The 21,932-nt window shown below is 43.9% G+C and carries 13 protein-coding genes; 3 read left to right on the top strand and 10 right to left on the bottom strand.

Annotated features, from left to right (window positions below; all coding sequences use genetic code 11):
• Window positions 1-191 precede the first annotated feature (191 nt).
• The 3 genes from CDG76_RS06475 to CDG76_RS06465 all read left to right on the top strand — a co-directional run bounded on the left by CDG76_RS06475 (window position 192) and on the right by CDG76_RS06465 (window position 13,183).
• Complete coding sequence (locus CDG76_RS06475; protein ID WP_094348237.1) at window positions 192-10,973, top strand: non-ribosomal peptide synthetase; 10,782 nt, start codon at window positions 192-194, stop codon at window positions 10,971-10,973.
• Window positions 10,970-12,055: a 3-phosphoserine/phosphohydroxythreonine transaminase gene (gene serC / locus CDG76_RS06470; protein WP_094348236.1), complete on the top strand. Its 1,086-nt coding sequence runs from the start codon at window positions 10,970-10,972 to the stop codon at window positions 12,053-12,055. The genes CDG76_RS06475 and serC overlap by 4 nt, the downstream gene beginning before the upstream one ends.
• 63 nt (window positions 12,056-12,118) lie before the next feature.
• Window positions 12,119-13,183: an isocitrate/isopropylmalate dehydrogenase family protein gene (locus tag CDG76_RS06465; RefSeq protein WP_094348235.1), complete on the top strand. Its 1,065-nt coding sequence runs from the start codon at window positions 12,119-12,121 to the stop codon at window positions 13,181-13,183.
• A gap of 281 nt (window positions 13,184-13,464) precedes the next feature.
• On the opposite strand, the gene CDG76_RS35885 is transcribed toward CDG76_RS06465, so the two are convergent.
• The 10 genes from CDG76_RS35885 to CDG76_RS06420 all read right to left on the bottom strand — a co-directional run bounded on the left by CDG76_RS35885 (window position 13,465) and on the right by CDG76_RS06420 (window position 21,924).
• On the bottom strand, window positions 13,465-13,644 hold the full coding sequence (locus tag CDG76_RS35885) for a glutathione S-transferase C-terminal domain-containing protein (protein ID WP_223265186.1): 180 nt from the start codon (window positions 13,642-13,644) through the stop codon (window positions 13,465-13,467).
• Between the two features lie 108 nt (window positions 13,645-13,752).
• Window positions 13,753-14,166, bottom strand: a complete 414-nt coding sequence (locus CDG76_RS06460; protein WP_223265159.1) for a hypothetical protein — start codon at window positions 14,164-14,166, stop codon at window positions 13,753-13,755.
• Between the two features lie 68 nt (window positions 14,167-14,234).
• Window positions 14,235-15,620 (bottom strand): alpha/beta fold hydrolase, encoded by a 1,386-nt coding sequence (locus CDG76_RS38170; RefSeq protein ID WP_223265158.1) that lies wholly within the window; start codon window positions 15,618-15,620, stop codon window positions 14,235-14,237.
• Between the two features lie 138 nt (window positions 15,621-15,758).
• Window positions 15,759-16,754 carry an alpha/beta hydrolase gene (locus CDG76_RS06450; protein ID WP_094348234.1) on the bottom strand — a complete coding sequence of 332 codons (996 nt, stop codon included), beginning with the start codon at window positions 16,752-16,754 and terminating at the stop codon, window positions 15,759-15,761.
• Window positions 16,755-16,889: 135 nt separating this feature from the next.
• Window positions 16,890-17,777 (bottom strand): alpha/beta fold hydrolase, encoded by an 888-nt coding sequence (locus CDG76_RS06445; RefSeq protein ID WP_094348233.1) that lies wholly within the window; start codon window positions 17,775-17,777, stop codon window positions 16,890-16,892.
• Between the two features lie 226 nt (window positions 17,778-18,003).
• Entirely contained in the window at window positions 18,004-18,756 is a 753-nt protein-coding gene (locus CDG76_RS06440; RefSeq protein WP_094348232.1) for a glucose 1-dehydrogenase, read from the bottom strand.
• A gap of 113 nt (window positions 18,757-18,869) precedes the next feature.
• A complete protein-coding gene (locus tag CDG76_RS06435; protein ID WP_094348231.1) occupies window positions 18,870-19,103 on the bottom strand; it encodes a hypothetical protein in 234 nt (77 codons plus the stop codon).
• Window positions 19,104-19,176: 73 nt separating this feature from the next.
• Window positions 19,177-19,734 (bottom strand): DsbA family protein, encoded by a 558-nt coding sequence (locus tag CDG76_RS06430; protein WP_094348230.1) that lies wholly within the window; start codon window positions 19,732-19,734, stop codon window positions 19,177-19,179.
• 320 nt (window positions 19,735-20,054) lie between these two features.
• The gene (locus tag CDG76_RS06425) at window positions 20,055-21,275 is read right to left on the bottom strand and encodes an ISL3 family transposase (RefSeq protein WP_094348229.1); all 1,221 of its coding nucleotides are present in this window, start codon (window positions 21,273-21,275) and stop codon (window positions 20,055-20,057) included.
• Window positions 21,276-21,549: 274 nt separating this feature from the next.
• Window positions 21,550-21,924 (bottom strand): hypothetical protein, encoded by a 375-nt coding sequence (locus CDG76_RS06420; protein ID WP_223265157.1) that lies wholly within the window; start codon window positions 21,922-21,924, stop codon window positions 21,550-21,552.
• Window positions 21,925-21,932: the final 8 nt, after the last annotated feature.

Genomic DNA, 21,932 nt, shown 5'->3' with positions numbered 1-21,932 from the left:
TCAACAGTTTTAGCTTGGGGAAGTTGCAAAAAAGTATACATTTAAAAGTCAACAATTACCATCTTTAATTAGTAACAGTGTTCGGATGCCGATGTAGCTGAATTATTAAGCACATTCAAATGATTTCTTCAATATTGAAACAGTTACAGCTAATTTGCTGAAAAAGTCGGGCAACTGAGAGGAGTAGAGCTATGAAATCTATAGAAGAGTTTTTGTCTTACCTTTGCACTTTGGATATAAAGATTTCGGTTGAAGGCGATCGCCTGCGCTGTAATGCTCCTCAAGGAAAGCTGACGCTAGACTTGCAAACTCAGTTAGCCCAACGCAAAGCAGAAATCTTGGCGTTTCTTAACCAAGGCAATCCAGCCGAGCATCGTCATCTTGAACCTATTCGGGCGATCGCGCGAGATGGGGCAATTCCTCTGTCTTTTGCTCAACAACGCCTCTGGTTCCTAGACCAACTGGAGGGAGAGAAATCTACCTACAATATACCAACTGTTTGGCACCTAATTGGGTCGCTTCAAGTAAGCACGTTAGAGGTCGCTGTGCAAGAAATTGTCCGGCGTCACGAAGCGTTGCGTACCAACTTCGAGATGCTGAATGGCTCCCCAATTCAAATCATTCACTCCAACCAGAAAGTGAATATCCCAATAGTGGACTTGCAAGGGTTAACAGAAGTTGAACAGGCAGCACAGGTACGACAGTTAGTTACCCAAGAAGCTGGACGACGGTTTAACCTAGCACACGATCCATTACTGCGTGTTACCCTGCTCAGGTTGTCAGAAAATTCCCATGTGCTGATGCTCGTTATGCATCACATAGTTTCTGATGGCTGGTCGATGGCGGTATTCATCCGCGAATTGTCTGCACTTTATCAGTCCTTCTCAAAAGGAATGCCTTCTCTGCGTTCGCGCAGCGTGTCGCAGACAGACGCTACGCGTAGCTTGCTTCCCCAAAGGGGTACACCTTTAGCGGAGTTGCCTATACAGTACGCCGACTTCACTATTTGGCAGCGACAGTGGCTTCAAGGAGAAGTACTGGAAACTCAACTCAACTATTGGAAGCAACAGTTAGCCGACGCACCACCACTACTGGAATTGCCTACTGACCGACCGCGACCTCCAATTCAGACTTTTCGAGGTGGTACACAGTCTTTTCAACTCGATCGTAACCTCACTCAAAAGCTCAAAAGACTCAGCCAACAGTCTGGGACAACCTTGTTTATGACTTTGTTGGCTGCCTTCGTCACTTTACTTTCACGCTACAGCAATCAGTCAGATATTATCGTTGGTTCCCCAATTGCTAACCGTAATCGCAATGAAATTGAGTCCCTAATTGGTTTCTTTATTAACACATTGGTACTGCGTATTCAGTGTGCGGGCAATCCGAGTTTTGAGCAATTACTGCAACGAGTGCAGCAGGTAGCTTTGGATGCCTATATGCATCAAGATGTGCCGTTTGAGCAATTGGTAGAAGTTTTACAGCCAGAACGTTCTTTAAGCTATAATCCGTTGTTTCAGGTGATGTTCATTTTACAGAATGTGCCTCCTGAAAAATTAGAACTCCCCGGTCTGATCCTAACTCCTTTGGAAATCGAAAACTTTCCTACCAAGTTTGATTTAACCCTATCGATAAAGGAAACAGAGCAGGAACTTGAAGGAAAGTGTCATTACAACAGCGACTTGTTTGATGCAACCACAATCGATCGCATGGTCGGGCATTTCCAAACAATATTGGCAGGGATTGTTACCGATCCACAACAGCGAGTTTCCGAATTACCTATATTAACTAAAGCTGAGTTACACCAGTTAGGAGAGTGGAACAGCACCCAGGTAAATTATCCCCAAAACAAATGTATTCATGAATTGTTTGAGGAACAAGTAGAACTAACTCCGAATGCAGTGGCACTGGTGTTTGAAGACCAGCAACTAACTTACAGAGAGTTGAACACCCGCGCTAATCAATTAGCACACCACCTGCAAGCGAACAATGTGAAATCAGAGGTGTTGGTTGGTCTATGCGTTGAACGTTCTTTGGAGATGGTGGTAGGACTTATCGGTATTCTCAAAGCTGGCGCGGCTTATGTGCCACTAGATCCGCGATTACCTCCAGAACGATTAAGTTTTATGTTAAGGGATTCGGGTGTTGAGGTGTTGTTGACTCAACAGGAGTTGTTATCATCTTTGCCGCCACATACCGCACTGGTGATTTGTTTGGATACTGATTGGGGGAGGATTGAGCAACAATGTCAGGATAATTTGAATCCTGAGGTGAAATCGGATAATTTGGCTTACGTGATTTACACTTCTGGTTCTACTGGACAACCCAAGGGGGTAATGAATACTCACCAAGGACTTCACAATCGGTTGCTGTGGATGCAACAATCTTATCAATTAACCAGTAGCGATCGCGTTGTGCAAAAAACTCCCTTCAGTTTTGATGTGTCAGTGTGGGAATTTTTCTGGCCGTTACTAACTGGAGCTAGGATTGTACTCGCAGTACCAGAAGGGCATAAAGATACTACTTATTTAGTTAACTTAATTTCTCAACAACAAATTACGACAATACATTTTGTCCCATCCATGCTTCAAGTTTTTCTCCAAGAACCCAACCTTGGCAATTGCAGTTGCTTGAAGCGAGTATTTTGTAGTGGAGAAGCATTACCCAGTGAACTTATTCAACGCTTCTTCTCCAAACTTGAATGTGAATTGCATAATCTCTACGGGCCTACAGAAGCAGCGATTGATGTCACTTTCTGGCAATGTCAACCCCAAGAAAATTTACAAATAGTCCCGATTGGTCAGCCCATAAGTAACATCCAAATCTACATCCTAGACAGACACCTCCAACCAGTACCCATAGGCATACCTGGAGAACTACATATTGGTGGTGATGGTTTAGCGCGAGGCTACCTGAACCGCCCAGAATTAACACAAGAAAAATTTATCCAAAATCCCTTTTTTGATGGCAAATCAGAACGTCTCTACAAAACAGGCGACCTAGCCCGCTACTTAACAGATGGCAACATAGAATACCTTGGTCGGATAGATCATCAAGTGAAGATTCGTGGTTTCCGTATCGAACTAGGTGAAATAGAAGTAGTTATCAATAGCTACCCCCAAATCCAACAAGCTGTAGTCATTGCTAGAGAAGATATTCCGGGGAACAAAAGTTTGGTTGCTTATGTGGTTCCTAGCGATCAAACACTCACTACTAGCCAACTACGTGAATTTCTCAGGCAAAAACTACCAGAATACATGGTTCCTTCTGCCTTTGTGATTTTAGACACTCTACCTTTAACACACAACGGCAAGATAGACCGCCCAGCTCTTCCTATTCCTGACCAAACACGACCCGAACTGGAATCTGAGTTTGTAGCACCTTATACTCCAGAGCAAGAACTTTTAGCTGGCATCTGGGCTGATGTTCTTGACCTGAAACAGGTTGGCATCTATGACAACTTCTTTGATTTGGGAGGAGACTCGATTAGAAGCATCCAGGTTTTGGCTAAGGCTAAACAACTTGGTCTGAATTTTTCACTCTCGCAAATCTTTCAATATCAGACAATTTATCAGTTGAGCCGTTTAGTTAGGGATGAACTCAGTTCTTTCTCTACACCGAAAACAGAAGCATTTAGCCTGATTTGTGAGGGCGATCGCACTCATTTGCCATCAGATATCGAAGATGCCTACCCTCTGACTGCACTCCAAGCAGGAATGATTTTCCACAGCGAGTATAATCCCGAATCTTCAATTTATCACGATGTCAGCAGTCGCCATGTACGAGTTACTTTCAACGAGCAAATATTGCAGACATCTCTACAAGACCTTGCAGAGCGTCATCCCATCCTGCGTACTTCTTTCGACCTTAGCAACTTCAGGGAAATGTTGCAATTAGTTCATAAAACAGTTTGTATTCCCCTAGAAGTAGAAGATTTACGTCATCTGTCTACTACAGAACAGGAAATAGTTTTCAATACTTGGTTTGAAGCAGAAAAGGCAAAGCATTTTGATTGGACTTGTCCGCCACTGTTGCGTTTTCATGTTCATCGCTACACTGATGAAACATTTCAATTGACACTGAGCTTTCACCACGCTATATTCGATGGCTGGAGCTTGGCTTCATTTCGGACTGAATTGTGGCAACGGTATTTATCTCTCCTCAACCAAGAAGCCCTGACTCTCGAACCACCACCGACAATTCCTTTCCGAGATTTTGTTGCCCTAGAGCGGCTTACCTTAGAATCACAGGAGTGCCGACAATACTGGGTTGAGAAACTCAGCGACATCAATATTACAAAAATACCTCGCTGGCCAGAAGCCTACCGTTCACCTCAAGTTGAGCAATCCGGTGAAATGGAGATGAGCATATCTCCTGAAGTTTCTGATGGCTTGAAACAGCTAGCAAGAGCAGCGGGAGTTCCCTTGAAAAGTGTTTTGTTGGCTGCACATTTGAAGGTGTTAAGCGTTTTGAGCAATCAGCAAGACGTAGTTACTGGTCTAGTATCTAATGGTAGACTAGAGGAAAGTGATGGAGAACGGGTACTGGGACTATTTCTCAATACTTTACCATTTCGTTTAAATTTAGCGGGGGGTACTTGGATAGAACTGGTACAAGAAACCTTCAAAGCTGAACGAGAATTTCTTCCTTTCCGACGCTATCCCCTAATCGAATTGCAGAAAATTCTTGGTGGACAGTCTTTATTTGAAGCAGCTTTTAACTTTGTGCATTTTCACGTCTACCAGAACATCTTAGGACTCGCAGGTTTAGAAGAATTAGATAGGAAGACTTTTCAAAAAACAAATTTTACTTTTCAAGCTAACTTTGGCTTGGATGTGGTTTCGTCCCAAGTAAAGCTATTGCTGGAATATGAAACCAGCGAGTTGTGTGAAGAACAGGTAAGAACCATCGGCAGTTATTACACCAAAACTCTCGCTGCAATGGCTACTCAACATTCTGAGCGCTATGAATCTTACTCTCTTTTATCAGTGTCGGAACGGCATCAGTTACTAGTGGAGTGGAACGATACCCAGGTAGATTATCCCCAGGATAAATGTATCCATCAGCTAGTTGAAGAACAGGTAGAACAAACACCGGATGCGATCGCATTAGTGTTTGCAGACCAACAGCTAACCTACCGAGAGTTGAACACCCGCGCCAATCAGCTAGCGCACCATCTGCAAGCGATTGGCGTGGAACCAGGGGTGCTGGTTGGTCTGTGCGTTGAGCGTTCTGTAGAGATGGTTATCGGACTACTGGGGATTCTCAAAGCTGGTGCTGCTTATATGCCACTTGATCCAGAGTATCCAACTGAGCGTTTGAGCTTTATTTTAGAAGATACTCAAGCAAGAGTATTGCTTACCCAGCAGTCACTCCTTGACCGATTGCCCCAGCATCAAGTACAGCTTATTTGTTTGGATACTGACGCTAAAGTGATTTCTCAGTGCAGCCAGGACAATCTCATCTCTTCAGTACAAACAAATAACTTAGCTTATATAATTTATACTTCTGGTTCTACAGGTCAACCTAAAGGTATAGCCATGAACCAGCTTGCTCTTTGTAATCTGATTTTGTGGCATCGAGAAAATCTGAAAATTGCTTGTGGGGCCAAAACCCTGCAATTTGCTTCTATTAGCTTTGATGTCTCCTTCCAAGAAATTTTTACTACCTGGTGTTCTGGAGGCACATTGTTCTTAATTGAGGAAGAATTACGCCGCGATACCTCAAATTTATTAGGTTTTCTCCAAGAAAAAGCAATAGAAAGAATGTTTCTCCCCTTTGTTGCCTTACAGCAACTAGCTGAAGTCGCTGTTAGTAATGAATTAGTTAATAGTCATTTGAGAGAAATCATTACTGCTGGGGAACAGTTGCAGATTACTCCGGCTATTTCTGAGTGGTTCAGTAAATTAACTGATTGTACATTGCAAAATCAGTATGGGCCGTCAGAGAGCCATTTAGCCACCAGTTTTATCCTAAATAATTCAGTAGAGACTTGGCCGCTACTTCCTCCGATTGGGCGACCTATTGCCAACACGCAAATTTACATCCTGGACAGGTTCTTACAGCCTGTACCGATTGGTGTACCAGGAGAAGTATACATTGCTGGTGTCCTTTTAGCGCAAGGCTACTTCAACCAAAGGGAGTTAACACAAGAGAAATTCATCCCTAATCCGTTTGAGAAGGCAGGAGGCAGGAGGCAGGAGGCAGGAGGCAGGAGGCAGGAGGCAGGAGGGAGTAAATTATATAAAACTGGGGATTTAGCACGCTATTTACCTGATGGAAACATCGAATCATTAGGACGCATAGACAATCAAGTAAAAATTCGTGGTTTCCGCATCGAATTAGGCGAAGTTGAAGCAGTACTGAGCCAACATGTTGATGTGCAGGCATCTTGTGTCATTGCCCGCGAAGACATTCCTGGGAACAAACGTTTAGTCGCTTACATTGTGCCTCAAAAAGAGCAAACACTTACAGTCAGCGTTCTACGTAGTTTCCTGAAGTCAAAGTTACCAGAGTATATGGTGCCAAGTGCGATCGTTATCTTAGAAGCTTTACCACTTACACCCAACGGTAAACTAGACCGGCGTGCATTGAGGGCACCTGATTTACACAGCCAATTATCAGACAAGTATGTTGCCCCACGTAACCCAATCGAAGAAATCCTGTCAGTAATTTGGGAGCAAGTGTTAAAAGTAGAGCAGGTGGGTATACATAATAACTTCTTTGAACTTGGAGGACACTCGCTACTAGCAACGCAACTCATCTCCCGCGTGCGTACCAGCTTGAAAGTAGAACTACCATTGCGTAATTTATTTGCTGCACCAACAATTGCCCAATTGTCTCAAAACATTCAACGGTTGCAACACCAGGATTTAGAACTTTCTACACAACCCATCTTACCAAGGACAAGGGATGCAGAATTACCACTGTCATTTGGCCAAACACGGCTATGGTTTTTAGACCAGTTAAACCCGAACAGCTCCTCCTACAACTTACTCATAGCTTTGCGTCTAGTCGGAACTCTCGACCAAACTGCCTTAGAACAAAGCTTACAAGAAATAATTGCTCGCCACGAAGCGTTACATACCAACTTCATCACGGTTGATGGAAAACCTTCTCAAATTATTCACAATAGGAGCGGACTGGGGACAGTATCAATTGTTGATTTAAGGCATTTATCCACACTTGTACTGAGCGACTCGTGCCGAGCGGAGCCGAGGCAAGCAGAAGTAACCGAACAAGAAATTGCTTTGCAGCAATTAGCGCAACAACAAGCGCAACGGCCTTTTGACCTGGCAAAACAAGCATTGGTCAGGGCAACATTAGTAGTGCTGTCACAAACAGAACACGTTTTATTAGTGTGTATACATCACATTGTCTTTGATGGTTGGTCAATGGGCGTGTTTGTTCAAGAATTAGCGGCACTGTATAATGCTTATTCTCAAGGTCAATCTCCATCGTTAGCGCCACTGCTGATTCAGTACGCAGATTTCGCAATTTGGCAAAGACAATGGTTGCAGGGAGATGTACTACAAAACCAACTGAGTTACTGGCAGCAACAATTAAAAGATGCACCAGCTTTATTGTCCTTACCCACAGACCGACCCAGACCAGCTGTGCAGACTTACAATGGTGCATATCAAGAGTTTGCACTCTCACAGAAGTTAACTGGCGATCTTACACAACTGAGTCAGCAACAAGGAGTCACCTTGTTCATGACGCTGTTGGCAACTTATGACACGCTACTTTACCGCTACACAGGTACAGAAGATATTTTGGTGGGTTCGCCAATTGCAAACCGCGATCGCAGTGAAATAGAATGGTTGATTGGCTTTTTTGTCAACACTTTAGTGATGCGTACCAACTTGGCCGGCAATCCGAGCTTTAGCGAATTGCTGACTCGTGTTCGAGAAGTTACATTGTCCGCGTATGCCCATCAGAATTTGCCTTTTGAAATGCTGGTAGAAGCATTGCAGCCAGAACGGGATCTGTGCCATACACCACTGTTTCAGGTAATGTTTGTCTTCCAGAATGCGCCCACATCACAAGTAGAATTGACTAAGCTCACTGTTAGTACATTGCCAATAAAAGGTACAACTTCAAGGTTTGATTTAACTTTAATCATGCAGAACACTGCCACTGGACTGGTAGGAGTATGGGAATACAACACTGATTTGTTTGATGCCAGCACAATTGAACGAATGACTGGTCATTTTGTAACGTTGCTGTCAGGAATTATCGCTAATCCTCAAGAACGAATTTCCCAGTTACCCCTGCTGACAGCGGGTGAGCAACAGCAGCTATTAGTGGAATGGAATGATACTCAAACAGATTATCCTTGCGATCAATGTATCCATCAGTTGTTTGAGGAGCAGGTTGATCGTACCCCAGATGCTATGGCAGTAGTATTTGAAGATCAACAACTGACTTACTACCAATTAAATTGTCGTGCTAACCAATTGGCTGATTACTTACGCTCATTGGGTGTAAAACCAGATGTGCTGGTGGGTATTTGTGTAGAACGTTCTTTAGATATGGTGGTCGGACTTTTGGGGATTCTCAAGGCTGGTGGAGCGTATGTACCACTTGACCCAGAGTATCCTACTGAACGCTTGAGCTTCATGCTAGAAGATGCTCAAGTTTCGGTGCTGCTGACTCAACAACGACTTATTGACAGACTTCCTGAGTATCAAGTAAAACAAGTCTGTTTAGATGAAATCTGGGAACAAATTGCCCAAAACGATCGAGATAATCCCATCACTGGAGTCAAAGCTTTTCATCTAGCTAATGTGATTTATACTTCGGGATCTACAGGTAGACCTAAAGGTGTCATGGTTGAGCATAAGGGACTATGCAACTTAGCTCAAGCTCAGATTCAGACTTTTGGCTTGACTTCGGATAGTCGCATTCTCCAATTTGCTTCCTTGAGTTTTGATGCTTCTATTTGGGAAGTCGTAATGGCTCTGAGGTCAGGTGGAACGCTTTACCTGGGAACAAAAGACTCTCTATTGCCAGGGAAACCATTAATTGAGCGATTACGTGATTATTCTATTACCCATATCACCCTACCACCATCGGCGTTAGCAGTTATGCCTGTAGAGGAACTTCCGGCACTGCAAACAATAATTGTCGCTGGAGAAGCTTGTGCGGCTGAACTAATCAGACAATGGTCTGTTGGCAGAAACTTCTTCAACGCCTACGGGCCAACAGAAGCTACTGTCTGTGCCACGATCGCTAAATGCACTGAAGATGACGAGAAAATATCTATTGGTAAGGCGATCGCCAATGTACAAACTTACATCTTAGACGAAAATTTGCAACCAGTGCCTGTGGGTGTGCCAGGAGAGTTGCACATCGGTGGCATTGGGTTGGCAAGAGGCTATCTCAACCGTCCCGAACTTACTCAGGAAAGATTCATCAGCAACCCCTTTCAAAGAGGCAGGGGGCAGGGAGCAGGGGGCAGGGGGAAAATAGAAAACCAATTCTCTAATTGCGATCGCCAAGCGTGTACGAACTACTCTCGCCTCTACAAAACTGGGGATTTGGCACGTTATTTACCGGATAGTAATATTGAATATCTGGGACGAATCGATAATCAGCTAAAGATTCGCGGCTTCCGCATCGAACTCGGAGAAATTGAAGTAGTTTTGGCACAGCATCCAGAGGTAAAAGAAGTAGTTGTCATTGTTCGTGAAGACCAACTTGCTAACAAGCACCTAGTAGCTTATATTGTTCCCCACGGTAAACAACTGCTCGTCAGTGAACTGCGCCGCTTTTTGAAGCAGCAGATGCCTGATTACATGATACCTAGTGCCTTTATGTTGTTGGAAACCCTACCTTTGACTCCTAACGGCAAGGTAGACCAAAAAGCGCTGCCTATACCAGATATTGCCATTTCTCAAGAAGTTAGTTTTGTTGCAGCCCGCGACACCATAGAATTACAACTGACGCAGATTTGGGAAGATGTTCTCAGTACACATCCCATTGGCGTCCAGCACAACTTCTTCGATCTCGGCGGACATTCCCTTTTGGCTGTCCGTCTCATGGCACGAATTCAGCAGCAGTTTGGCAAAACTCTGCCCCTAGCGACACTCTTTAAAAGCCCGACTATTGAACAACTAGCAAGTATTCTTCGCTCCTCAATAGATTACCGCTCTTCGTCTCCCTTGGTAACAATTCAACCAGTTGGAAAGCGATCGCCTTTCTTCTGCATTCACCCAGGTGGCGGTCACGTCCTCTGCTATATGGATTTAGCTCGTTATTTAGGACGAGAACAACCATTTTACGGCTTGCAATCACTGGGTTTAAATGGGGAACAAGAACCTTTGAGCCGCATCGAGGATATGGCAGCCTGCTACATTCAGGCATTGCAAAGCGTTCAGCCTCAAGGGCCATACCATCTTGGCGGTTGGTCTTTAGGTGGCATCATTGCTTTTGAGATGGCACAGCAGTTGTATGCTTCAGGACATCAAGTAGCTCTGCTTGCCTTGATCGATAGCTATGTACCGATCGCCATGAACAAGCCCAAAGAAATTAATGAAGCTATGCTCTTAGTCTCTCTTGCCAAATATTTAGACGGACTTTTTGGACAAAAACTCTCAGTCTCATCTGATAAATTGCAGCAACTCGAACCAGAGGAGCAATTGAATTACATTTTAGAACAAGCAAAAATGCTGAATATTTTATCGCCAGACTTTGGCTTACAGCAGATGCGTCAGTTATTCAAGGTTTTCAGAGCCAATCTCAAAGCCTTGTATAGCTATATACCTCAGCCTTATCCTAACCGAATTACCCTCTTGTGTGCTAGCGAACAAGTTGCAGCAGTCAGCCATGACTGGAGTAAGCTAGCTGCTGGCGGCGTAGAAATCCACAATATTCCCGGTAATCATTACGCGATCGTCCGCAAACCTAACGTCCAGTTTTTAGCCGAACGGCTGGGAATTTACCTCGATCGGGTAGGAGACAAACCATGACTAAAAGAGTTTTTAACTTCAACTCCGGCCCAGCAGTGTTGCCGTTGCCAGTGTTGGAAGAGGTGCAGCGCGATCTTATGGCTTTGCCCGGAGTGGGTATGTCAATTCTGGAACTCACCCATCGCTCCAAAACATTCGATCGAATTATTAGAAGTGCAGAAAGTAGCTTGCGCGAACTACTGGGAATCCCGAATAACTATAACGTTCTCTTTTTGCAGGGCGGCGCCACCTTGCAGTTTTCGATGGTTCCAATGAATCTGCTTGCAAAGGACAAAAGCGCAGACTATATCGTCACCGGTACTTGGTCAAAAAAGGCTGTCAAAGAAGCCCAGCGCGTGGGTACGGTCAACATCATAACAACGCCAGAAGACAGCAACTTCTCACGTATTCCCCAACAGGATGAATTAAAGCTTGATGATAGTGCTGCTTACATCCACATAACCACGAACAACACGATCTTCGGCACGGAGTGGAAAACGGAACCCTCTGTTGGCAATGTACCACTGATCGCCGATGCTTCATCCAACATTCTCTCGCGACCAATACCCATCAATAAGTACGCACTTATTTATGCTGGAGCGCAAAAGAACATAGGAACCAGTGGTGTCGCGCTTGTGATCATTCGCAACGATTTGCTGGATCGCATTCCTACTGGTTTGCCTGTGATGCTTGATTACCGCACCCACATCGAAAATAAGTCGCTTTATAACACGCCAAACACTTTCGGCATTTATATCATCAGCCTTGTTTGCCAGTGGCTCCAAAATAAAGGCGGTCTCGCTGCGGTGCAATGCGAAAACGAAGCGAAGGCGAAATTGCTTTATGATGTCATTGATGCATTAGACTTTTATCGTGGTCATGCCGATACCAACTCGCGCTCCATGATGAACGTTACGTTCCGGCTGCCGTCAGAGGAACTGGAAGAACTATTTGTTGAAGAAGCCGCGATCGCAGGCTTTGAAGGCTTAAAAGGTCATCGTTCAGTTAGCGGTCTACGTGCCTCGATTTACAACGCTTTCCCGCGTGAAGGAGTTGAAGCGCTAGTATCATTTATGAAGAAATTCGAGCAAAAATATGGGTGAAATTTATTTATTTGTGACCGAGACTAATGCGAGTTATAGCCTATTAGATTTTCGAGGTGTTTTGTGGAACTGCTAATTTTACCGGGCGATGGAATTGGACCTGAAATAACAGCAACAGTCATTTCGTGTATTGAAGCACTTGATAGACGTTTTTCGCTCAATTTGCAACTGCAAGTGGAAGAAGTAGGTCTAGCAAGATTGCAAAAAAATGGTGCAACAATGCCAGTGGATTTACTAGAGCGTGCCAAGGATGTTGATGGTATTATACTGGGTCCGCTTTCTACTGCCAGTTATCCACCAGCTGCGGAGGGAGGGATAAACATTTCCCGCGAATTCAGGCAGAAATTGGATCTCTTTGCAAACATCCGCCCTTCTATTGGTAGGACAGGGATATCAAAGTATTCACCGGACATGAATTTAATTATTGTTCGAGAAAATACAGAAGGATTTCTTGCCGATCGTAACATGGTCTTCGGTTGTGGCGAATTTATGCCAACAGAAGATGTAGCTTTAGCTGTTCGGAAAATTTCTGCCAGCGCTTCCAAAAGAATTGCTGAAACTGCTTTCAAGTTAGCCCTCAACAGGAAGAAAAAGGTAACTGTAGTACATAAAGCAAATTCTTTAAAGCTGAGTGATGGGCTGTTCCTTCGGGAAGTGCGGCGAGTCGCTTCTTCATATCAGGATATTGAATTGAATGAAGTTTTTGTTGATGCTATGGCGGCTCTGCTTATTCGGAATCCTGAAAGGTTTGATGTAGTATTGACTACTAATTTATTTGGTGATATTTTATCAGATGAAGCGGCAGAAATTTCGGGAAGTTTAGGACTTGCAGCTTCTTTAAATGAGGGAGTATCTCGGGCAGTAGCACAGGCTGCTCACGGTTCTGCACCTGATATTAGCGGTCAAGATAGAGCAAATCCTACAGGATTGATGCTTTCTACGGCAATGCTATTAGAATGGATTGGAAATAAGCATAATAATCTAAATATGTTAGAGGCGGCATCATGTTTTAAGTCCTCTATAGAACACGTACTTTTGAACCCAGACACACGCACTGTAGATATTGGTGGCTATTTAGGGACAGCTAAGTATGGACAAATAGTTGCAGAAACAATTAGTCAGCCTTAAAAGGTTGCAAGGTGACAAAAGTAACTGGTAGTGCAATACTTTTCGGTTAAGAATTAATAGCAATTCTTTATGAAGATGTATAGGTTATTTAGTACAGCTTCTTTCTAGGCACAGTAAGGATTTGAGGCTTTTAAATTTCAGAGCCTTCAATTGGTACAGGTTTATAAGAGGCGATCGCTTGGGTTCAAAACGCCTAATCAATTCCTTAGCGTAAGTTTCTGTTCGACTGCTCATTTCACCCCTGTATCCATTGGTGACAAGTTAAGGAAAAAGGAAAAATGTCAAGCGTGGTATTTGCAGTGGTCACTGAGTATGGGAGCAACCAGACAAGCAAAGGTAAGGTCTACTGCTGAAAAGGAATTCCCAACCAAGTAGGAACGTCCATCAGCAAGCAGATTATTTACCTTCTCGAACAGTCTCTTAATTTGATTGAGCGAATTTGCAGCTGACTCTGGCGTAATGTTGTAATCTTTGAAAACGAACCACAGAGGCGCAGAGGGGACGGAGAGATGAAGAAGAGAGAGGATTGTTGTATGAGATTTTTGAATGTTTTTTAATTTGGAAGTCCCTTACAACTTGGAAAACAATATATTTAACCCTTCGGTCATCGTGGGATGAGTCAAAATACCGTCGCGCAGGACGGTGTAGGGCATCTGAGCTTGCATCACCATCTGCACCGTCGAAATCACTTCACCTGCTTCATGACACAACAGGGAACACCCTAAAATCCGACCTGTCTCGGTATCTACAATCGCCTTTAGCAGTCCATCGGTTTGACCGAGTGTTCTTGCTCTGGGAACGGCTGACGCATCAACCTTCGCCACGCGGATGGCATATCCTTGTTGCTGTGCTTCAGTTTCAGTCAAACCCACATGAGCCAGTTCTGGAGGGAGCAATGCGATTTTGTGAGCAGGGGGAGCAGGGGATGCAGGGGAGGCAGGGGAAGAGAAAGAAATAAGTGTATTTAGAGCTATAACGGTCATAAAAAATACTAAAGTTTTCTCTTCACTCCCCCTGCTCCCCCTGCTCCCCCTGCCTAAGAAAGCTCTTTTCACGAGGATCTCACTTTTTCGCGTTGCTCCCGTTCTGGATCGATGAACAAACAGGATGGAACGAGACGATCGCCTGTACTGCGATCGCCCCCATCAATTAAATTAGCTTTAATAATGCGATAATCGTCGAGCGATATATGGGTGTATTGCGGATCGCCATTGATATCGCCTAACGCCCAAATTCCGGGTACATTTGTCTCCAAGCGATCGTTGACTTGAATAAATCCGCGTGTATCGGTTGCCACACCAGCAGCAGCTAAATTTAAGCTCTCGATATTGGGCGCACGACCAACGGCGACGAGCAAATGCGACCCCTGGACGGTGATTTCACTATCGGCAACTTGGATTTGCAGGATGGTTTCATTACCAGTGCGATTCTCCAAAGGAGACGCTTCTCTACGAGAGGCTACGCCAACGCGAACGACCCTTAACACCTTCGCTTTTAATAAGAATTCAATACCATCTTGTTCTAAAAGTGTTTGAACGGCGATCGCTATATCTGGATCTTGCTGTGACAGGATTTGCTCACTTTGCCCAATGACAGTAACGCCAGAGCCAAAGCGCCGAAACATCTGGGCAAACTCTAAACCAATATAGCCACTACCGAGAACGATCAGGTGTTCAGGCAGGTATTCTAGCTCCATAATTGACTCACTGGTTAAAAACTCAACTTCTGTGAGTCCGGGAATGGATGGAATTAACGGTCGTGTGCCTGTATTAATAAATAACCGTTCGGCGGTAAGTAAGCGATTGTTCCCCTCAGTCGTCGTTACTGCGATCGTTTTGGGAGCAACAAACCTTGCCTCGCCAATAATCAAGTTGTTATCCAGAGTAATTACCTGAGAGTAGTTTGGTATTACGATCCATTTAAAGGTGAAACGGCGCAGAGTCATCGCTCCAGAGAAGCCATTAACGTTTCTTTGATGCGAGTTCCCAGACCGCAGTTGCGAATGCTTTAGGATCTTCCCACGGTTTAGCTGCAATGCATCCATCAAGGCGCTCGCATCGACACCGATGGCGGCTTGCTGCCTGGAGCGTGGTGTGGCGCTGTCGAGAAAACGGGTAGATCCATGTCCCCGCAGGTAGGGAACAATCACCCGACATCCGCGTGCAGCAAGCATTGGTGCAACGTCAATGTAGCTATCGATGGAATACGGGAACCCATGCAGCAGCAACACCGGAGATCCATCGCTCGGTCCTGCTTCGTAGTAACCGATGTCGAGGACACCCGCTTTGATCTGCTTGATGGGAGTAAACCTAAATTCAGATCGTTTGGGCTTGTCAAAGCTTGCGTGTGCGATACCCATGAGTGCCATTTCTGTGAAAATGCTTGCTGCCGCCGTTCCCAAAAAGCGGCGGCGGTTGTGTTTACTTGCTTTGAGCATAGGGTTGACTCTTTGGATTGATTAATGAGGCGATTGCACAAAGCACAGTCGCTTTACCCTTTTCCCCTACGCTAACTCGGTAAGCAGCAAAGCGATGGAAGAGCGTCTTTTCCCTTCCCCAAAAACATGGATCGCATCCTATTGCAGATATTTCTTCAATTGGGCAGCAGCTTGAACAAACAAAGAACGGGTTTCTGGCAACTCGGCTAAACCATTCAGTAGTCCGAAGTCATGAATCATGCCGTTGTACTGCACAGTTGTCACCTCCACCCCAGCTTCATCGAGCTTGCGTCCATAGGCTGTGCCCTCGTCATGCAAGATATCGCTCTCTGCAACCACAATTAACGCCGGAGGCAAGCCTTTGAGTTGCTCAAGCGTCGCCTGTAGGGGAGAAGCATAGATGTCTTTGCGCTTTTCTGGGTCAGCGATGTACATATCATACATCCACTTCATCGCTGGTACAGTTAGAAAACGCTGATCGCCAAATTGGTGATAAGAATTCGTTTCAAAATCAGCATCTACAATGGGCCACATCAGGATTTGCAGCTTGATGTGTGGCCCTCCTTTTTCTTTTGCCTTCAAAGCAGTGACAGTTGTCATGTTGCCGCCAACACTGTTGCCAACGACTGCCAAATTCTTGCCATCCACGCCAATCTCCTCACCATGCTCGGCAACCCATTTGGTCGCAGCATAAATCTCATTGATTGCCTGTGGGTACTGAGCATCTGGCGTGCGAGTGTAGTTGACAAAGACACCTGCAAACCCTGAAAGCACCACCAGATCGCGAACCATGCGCTTGTGTGTTGGGTAATCACCCAGCACCCAACCACCACCATGAATAAAGATGAAAACAGGCAATGTGCCTTGAACACCTGCTGGTCGTACAATATTGAGGGTAATTGAATAACCATCAGCATTAATTGTCTTTTGGGACTCTTCAATGCCTGAAAGGTCTACTGAAACGGAAGCCTGTGCATCTACAAGGACTTGACGTGCAACGAGCGCAGTGAGTTTCTCCAGCGCTACACCCCCTGAATTCAGCACTTTCAAAAATTCCTTTACTCCTTTGGAAAGACGTGGATCATCCGCAACTTCCAAAATTTTTGCTGCTTGCGAGTTTGCTTGAGCAACCATGACATTCTCCTTTAATGAATTGTAAACAATCTGTTAAGATGGCACTGTTAAATTAATTGATTTAACAGTACTGCTTGATAAGCAGTAATTGTAGAATGACAATTACTTTTTACCGACATCGTTTCCCAGCCAAAACTATTTGTTACTAGTGGTTAGCTTGGTGTTCTCTACAACGTGAGTGGTCAGAAAGCGACGGATATGGTCTGCGATCGCGTCCCCATCTTCTTCCAGGGCAAAATGTCCAGTATCGAGTAAATGCAACTCCACGTCTTTTAAGTCGCGCTTGTAGGGATGAGCGCCTTCTGGGGGGAAGATGTAGTCATTCTTACCCCAAACAATCAGGGTTGGTGGCTGATACTGGCGGAAATACTCTTGCCATTGGGGATATAATGGTGGATTCGTGCCATAGCTATACAGCAGCGCTAGCTGAATCTCATCGTTTCCTGGGCGATCGAGGAACAGTTGATCCATATTCCAGGTATCAGGGCTGATTGCTTCTAAATTGCGAACACCGTTGGTATATTGCCATTTCGTGGCTTCCAAGGTGACAAGGTGTTTGAGCTTTTCAGCATTCTCAGGCGAACGGTCTTGCCAGTAAGCCTTAATTGGGTTCCAAAATTCACGCAGACCTTCTTCGTAAGCATTCCCGTTTTGGACAATCAGCGCTTCCACTCGCTCTGGATATTTAGCCGCAATTCGATAGCCAATGGGAGCGCCATAATCCATCACGTAAAGGCTATATTTCTTGAGATCGATCGCGGTAATAAATTTTTCCACGATCTGTGCCAGGCGATCAAATGTGTAGTCAAACTCATTCACGGTTGGCATTGAACTGTTGCCGTAACCTGGATAATCGGGTGCAACCAGATGGAAGCGATCGCTAAGGGCAGATATCAGATTGCGGAACATGTGAGATGAGGTCGGGAAGCCGTGCAATAGCAGAATTGTCGGATTACTGCGGGAACCAGCTTCTCGATAAAAGATATCTAAACCATCGATCGAAACCGTGCGAAATGTGGTCATAACTTTATTCCTTGTAAGGTTATATAGAGTACTTCTAAGCACAACTTTCACGTCGCGCATCTCGTTGCAACGCCAATTAAGTTTAATGAACTTTAGCTTGAGGCTCCTCTGCTCTTTGCAGCTTCAATAATCAGATTTGCGACTTCAGTTGATGGGAAACCATTGAGACATTTGTAATGAGTAAACGTTTAGGGAAACACAAGTATGGAGTCCTCCGCAAGCAGATTCAAACTTGTGCCATACCACCATCGACAAACAGTTCAATGCCGTTCACAAAGCTGCTGTCATCCGAGGCAAGGAAAACAACCGCCTTAGCGATTTCGTCCGGTGTACCCACCCGCCCCAGGGGGATAGTGTCAACCTGGCTAGCCACAAATCCCTGCACCTGTTCCTCACTCAATCCCAAGAGATTGTACCCAGGAGTCGGAACTACACCGGGGCTGATGGCATTGACACGAATCTTGCGCTCTTTGAGGTCGAGTGTCCAGTTACGGGCAAAGGAGCGCACAGCGGCTTTAGTTGCGCTGTAAACGCTGAACGCTGGAGTGCCTTGAATGGAAGTGGTCGAAGCATTGAGGACGATGGATGAACCCTCTGGCATCAAAGGCAGTGCTTTCTGTACAGTGAAGAGTAAACCTTTGACATTGGTATTAAAGGTCTTATCGAAATGCTCCTCGGTAATCGAGCCGAGTGGTGCAAGTTCGCCGCCTCCAGCGTTAGCGAAGAGGATATCGAGGTGTCCTTTCTCCTGCTTAATCGTAGTGTAAAGACGATCGATATCTGCGAGATTCGATGCATCAGCCTGAACAGCAGTGACGTTTTCTCCAATCTTCTTCACGGCAGCATCAAGTTCGTTTTGACGACGACCAGTGATAAAGACGTAAGCCCCCTCTTGTACAAACCGTTGGGCTGTAGCGAGTCCGATTCCACTGTTACCACCTGTGACTAATGCGATCTTACCTGTAAGTTTACCCGCCATAAAACTTCTCCATTTGTATGAATTTCACGTTGACGTTTGCCCTCAATGCACCAGACAATTACGCAATCTGTCTTGTTCTATGAGAAACTATGAAAATCGCTGAATAATATTGCTTATTTACTGCGATCGCCTGTCGCAGGCAATGGTATTAGTTTACCCCGTAGCAACAGCCGTACTGTTCCCAGAGCAATACTGCCGATTGCAATATTTGCGCCAACGAATAACAGTATTGCCAGCTTTTCCATCACTCCGGTCATGCCACGTTCAACTAAGTACTGACCTCCTGTAGTGGTGCGATCGGCAACGATGTTGAGGCGAGTGCCAAAAAGCCAGAGAGATTGTGCCATCAGATTCCTCCTGTTAATTAATTGCTTGTGTAATAAGCAGTAATTTTGGCTATGTGGTTAAGAACCAAGAAACTTAATGACTTGCAGTGATAATAGTTGCCATCAACTGCTCAATTTTCCAGCGTTCGCTATACCGAATTCCATTAATAAACAGTGCCGGAGTAGCCGTTACTCCACTGTATAATCCACTTTCAATATCTTCATTGATGCGATCGATGTAGACTTTTTTAGATATATCTTGTAGAAATTGGGAAATATCAAGTCCTAGATTATTGGCATACTCCACTAGATAGCCGTTTCCCAACTCTTGTTGATGGCTGAACAGCATTTCATGCATTGGCCAAAATTGACCTTGGACAGCGGCAGCTTCAGCAGCTTCAGCAGCACGTTGAGCATGAGAATGAATTTCTATCTGTGGAAAATAACGGAAAATGAAGCACAAATAATTCTCCCCCAAAGAAACACTAAGCTGTTGCCCAATGACTTTAATCAGCCTGTAAACGTCCGCACTTTGAGAACATTCATAGTCCCCATACATCACCAGCACTACTGTGGCATTCAGCACACCTTTTATGTGATCTTGTGTTGAAGGTGGGACGAATAACAAACTGCGATCGCGGTCAAAACTCACTAATACCTCCGACGGTTGTATGCTCGTCGCCAACGCTGAACATACAACCCTCTTTCTACTTTCTTTGTGTAAAGTAAACATTGATTGCAACTTAGTTGCAATCAATATTTGCCTGAATTAAATATATGCAATTAACTCTAACTTGTCGTCCGCTAAAAGTTGAAACTTTTGCTCAATAGAATGATTGATAAATCAGTCCATCTCAAAATGGAAGGTTAACTCCAACTTTAGTTGGAATCCACATTTCAACTAAAGTACAACTTACTCGTATCATTTATTTGTGAATTTTGCTCTTTTCCTTTCCGGTTCTTCAGCTACTTTTATGGAGAATTAATAGAAAAGTGCCAGTTTAATAAACTGCGTAAGCGAAAATTGTTAAAGTTACGAAAGCCATACCCAAGTCTTTTAATTAACTTGAGTTTATTATTAATTCCTTCTACAACACCACTAGTAGTTCTGCCGTCAAAATAACCAACTATTTCCCCAAACCATCTCACCATTGTCCCAAGACTTTTCGGAAAATATGAACGAGCATCATACATCCAGTCTAATAATTTAGTGATGCTATCTCCCCAAGATTTAGTTGTATCAAATATCTGGCGGAATTGTTCTTTAAGTGCGTGCATCTTAGCGAGATTAGGCGAAACTTCTAGCACAGATTGTAATTTCAATTTTTGCTTTTCATTTAAAGAGTCTTCGTTTTTTAGTAAGCTATATTTACTTTTGTTTAGTGCCTCTAACTTTCTGGTTTTTTCTGATTTATCATCTAACGACATTGCAGCTTTCTTCTCATTTTTACGCATAGTATCTAACTCATCCGTAATTTGTTTCATCACATGAAATCTGTCAGCAGTTATGTTGGCATTTGGCATTAACTCTTCTACTAATTTTTTATAAGGCGACCAGAGATCAATACTCACTTCTTCTATTTCATTAAGTACATCAATTCCCCAACTGACAAGGACTTCACGAATATCTTCTATTCTTCTCGACTGCACTATCTCAATTGGTTTACGACTATCTAAATCTACTAATACTGCTAGATAATTTCCCTGACCTTTCACCAAGGCAATTTCATCTATTCCTAACCTTTTTATCTGACTTAAGTTAATACTTAATATCTCTGACACCTGGCTTTTTAACATTGATTCTACTTCTTCATCACTTAAGCCATTTCTTTTGGCAACACTATGAATATTACTATTTAATATTTGTTGAACTATCTCGGATGCTAATCTTTTAGTATATCCTTTACTTTTCTCTACAAAATTTAGTTGTTCGCTAAATACTTTTTTACACTTATGACATTTAAATTGGCGGCGATTTATTTTTAAGAGTACTGGTTTTTTATTCCACGGTAAATCATGAATCATCCGCCAATGATTTTGATGTATACTTTGAGTAAGTTTTCCACAGTCAGGACAAGTCGAATAATTCACGCCTTTTTCTATCGTTATAATTATTTCTTCCCCAACAACTTCTTGAAAATCTAATACTTTCATATCGGGAAGATTCAAGATTTGCTCTACAGGAAACTTCATGGCGCACACCTAAAACTTACTATTTTATAATACAAGTTATAAGTCCGGGGTTTTAAAACTATGCTTAATATCTCTTAAACACCTGTCAAATCTATATTACAGGTATTAACATCACTAAATTATATTCACTATAATTCAATTATTTTGAACAATCTCCATAAAAGCAACCGAAGAGCCTCCTTTCCTAAAGCATTAACTGCTATATATAGCTTAAAAAAGCTAACTCATAATACGGCTCAATCGCCACTAATACTACGTGCGTTTATCCACATTATCACTCCCAATAGTTTTCCCAGTCATCTTGGAAGGCTTGCTGTAGCTTTTTCATATAGGCATTAGTTTTGATTTTTACCATCCACAAGTCCACAGGGCTGTTACCACCTTTGCACACGACACCCTCAGCTACGCCATACTTCCCAGCGCGGACATCTTCTACAAATTGTCCGGTGAGTTTGCCACGATAGACAACGCGGGCGATCGCTAAATCACTAAAATCCTGTACAAACTGTTCCGGCGGAACTATACCGCGATTAGTCTCTACATCAAAGAGAATCAGTTGTTTCGGTTCGTCGGGTTTGTGCATACCCGCAAAGGAACTAGCACCGAAAAACTCAGTAAAGACGGTGATTTCTGGACTATTATAAATCAATACGGTTC

Source organism: Nostoc sp. 'Peltigera membranacea cyanobiont' 210A (assembly GCF_002246015.1).
In the GTDB taxonomy this organism is placed as follows: Bacteria; Cyanobacteriota; Cyanobacteriia; order Cyanobacteriales; family Nostocaceae; genus Nostoc.
Note: the sequence above shows the minus strand (reverse complement) of the source record. Positions and strands in the feature narration are given on the sequence as shown.

Bases quoted from the DNA above. Each gene is read 5' to 3' on its own strand.
- CDG76_RS06450 (WP_094348234.1), bottom strand. From the start codon at position 16,754: ATGGTTGCTCAAGCAAACTCGCAAGCAGCAAAAATTTTGGAAGTTGCG.
- CDG76_RS06460 (WP_223265159.1), bottom strand. From the start codon at position 14,166: ATGACCGTTATAGCTCTAAATACACTTATTTCTTTCTCTTCCCCTGCC.
- serC (WP_094348236.1), top strand. From the start codon at position 10,970: ATGACTAAAAGAGTTTTTAACTTCAACTCCGGCCCAGCAGTGTTGCCG.
- CDG76_RS38170 (WP_223265158.1), bottom strand. From the start codon at position 15,620: ATGCTCAAAGCAAGTAAACACAACCGCCGCCGCTTTTTGGGAACGGCG.
- CDG76_RS06435 (WP_094348231.1), bottom strand. From the start codon at position 19,103: ATGGCACAATCTCTCTGGCTTTTTGGCACTCGCCTCAACATCGTTGCC.
- CDG76_RS06445 (WP_094348233.1), bottom strand. From the start codon at position 17,777: ATGACCACATTTCGCACGGTTTCGATCGATGGTTTAGATATCTTTTAT.
- CDG76_RS06440 (WP_094348232.1), bottom strand. From the start codon at position 18,756: ATGGCGGGTAAACTTACAGGTAAGATCGCATTAGTCACAGGTGGTAAC.
- CDG76_RS06475 (WP_094348237.1), top strand. From the start codon at position 192: ATGAAATCTATAGAAGAGTTTTTGTCTTACCTTTGCACTTTGGATATA.
- CDG76_RS06425 (WP_094348229.1), bottom strand. From the start codon at position 21,275: ATGAAGTTTCCTGTAGAGCAAATCTTGAATCTTCCCGATATGAAAGTA.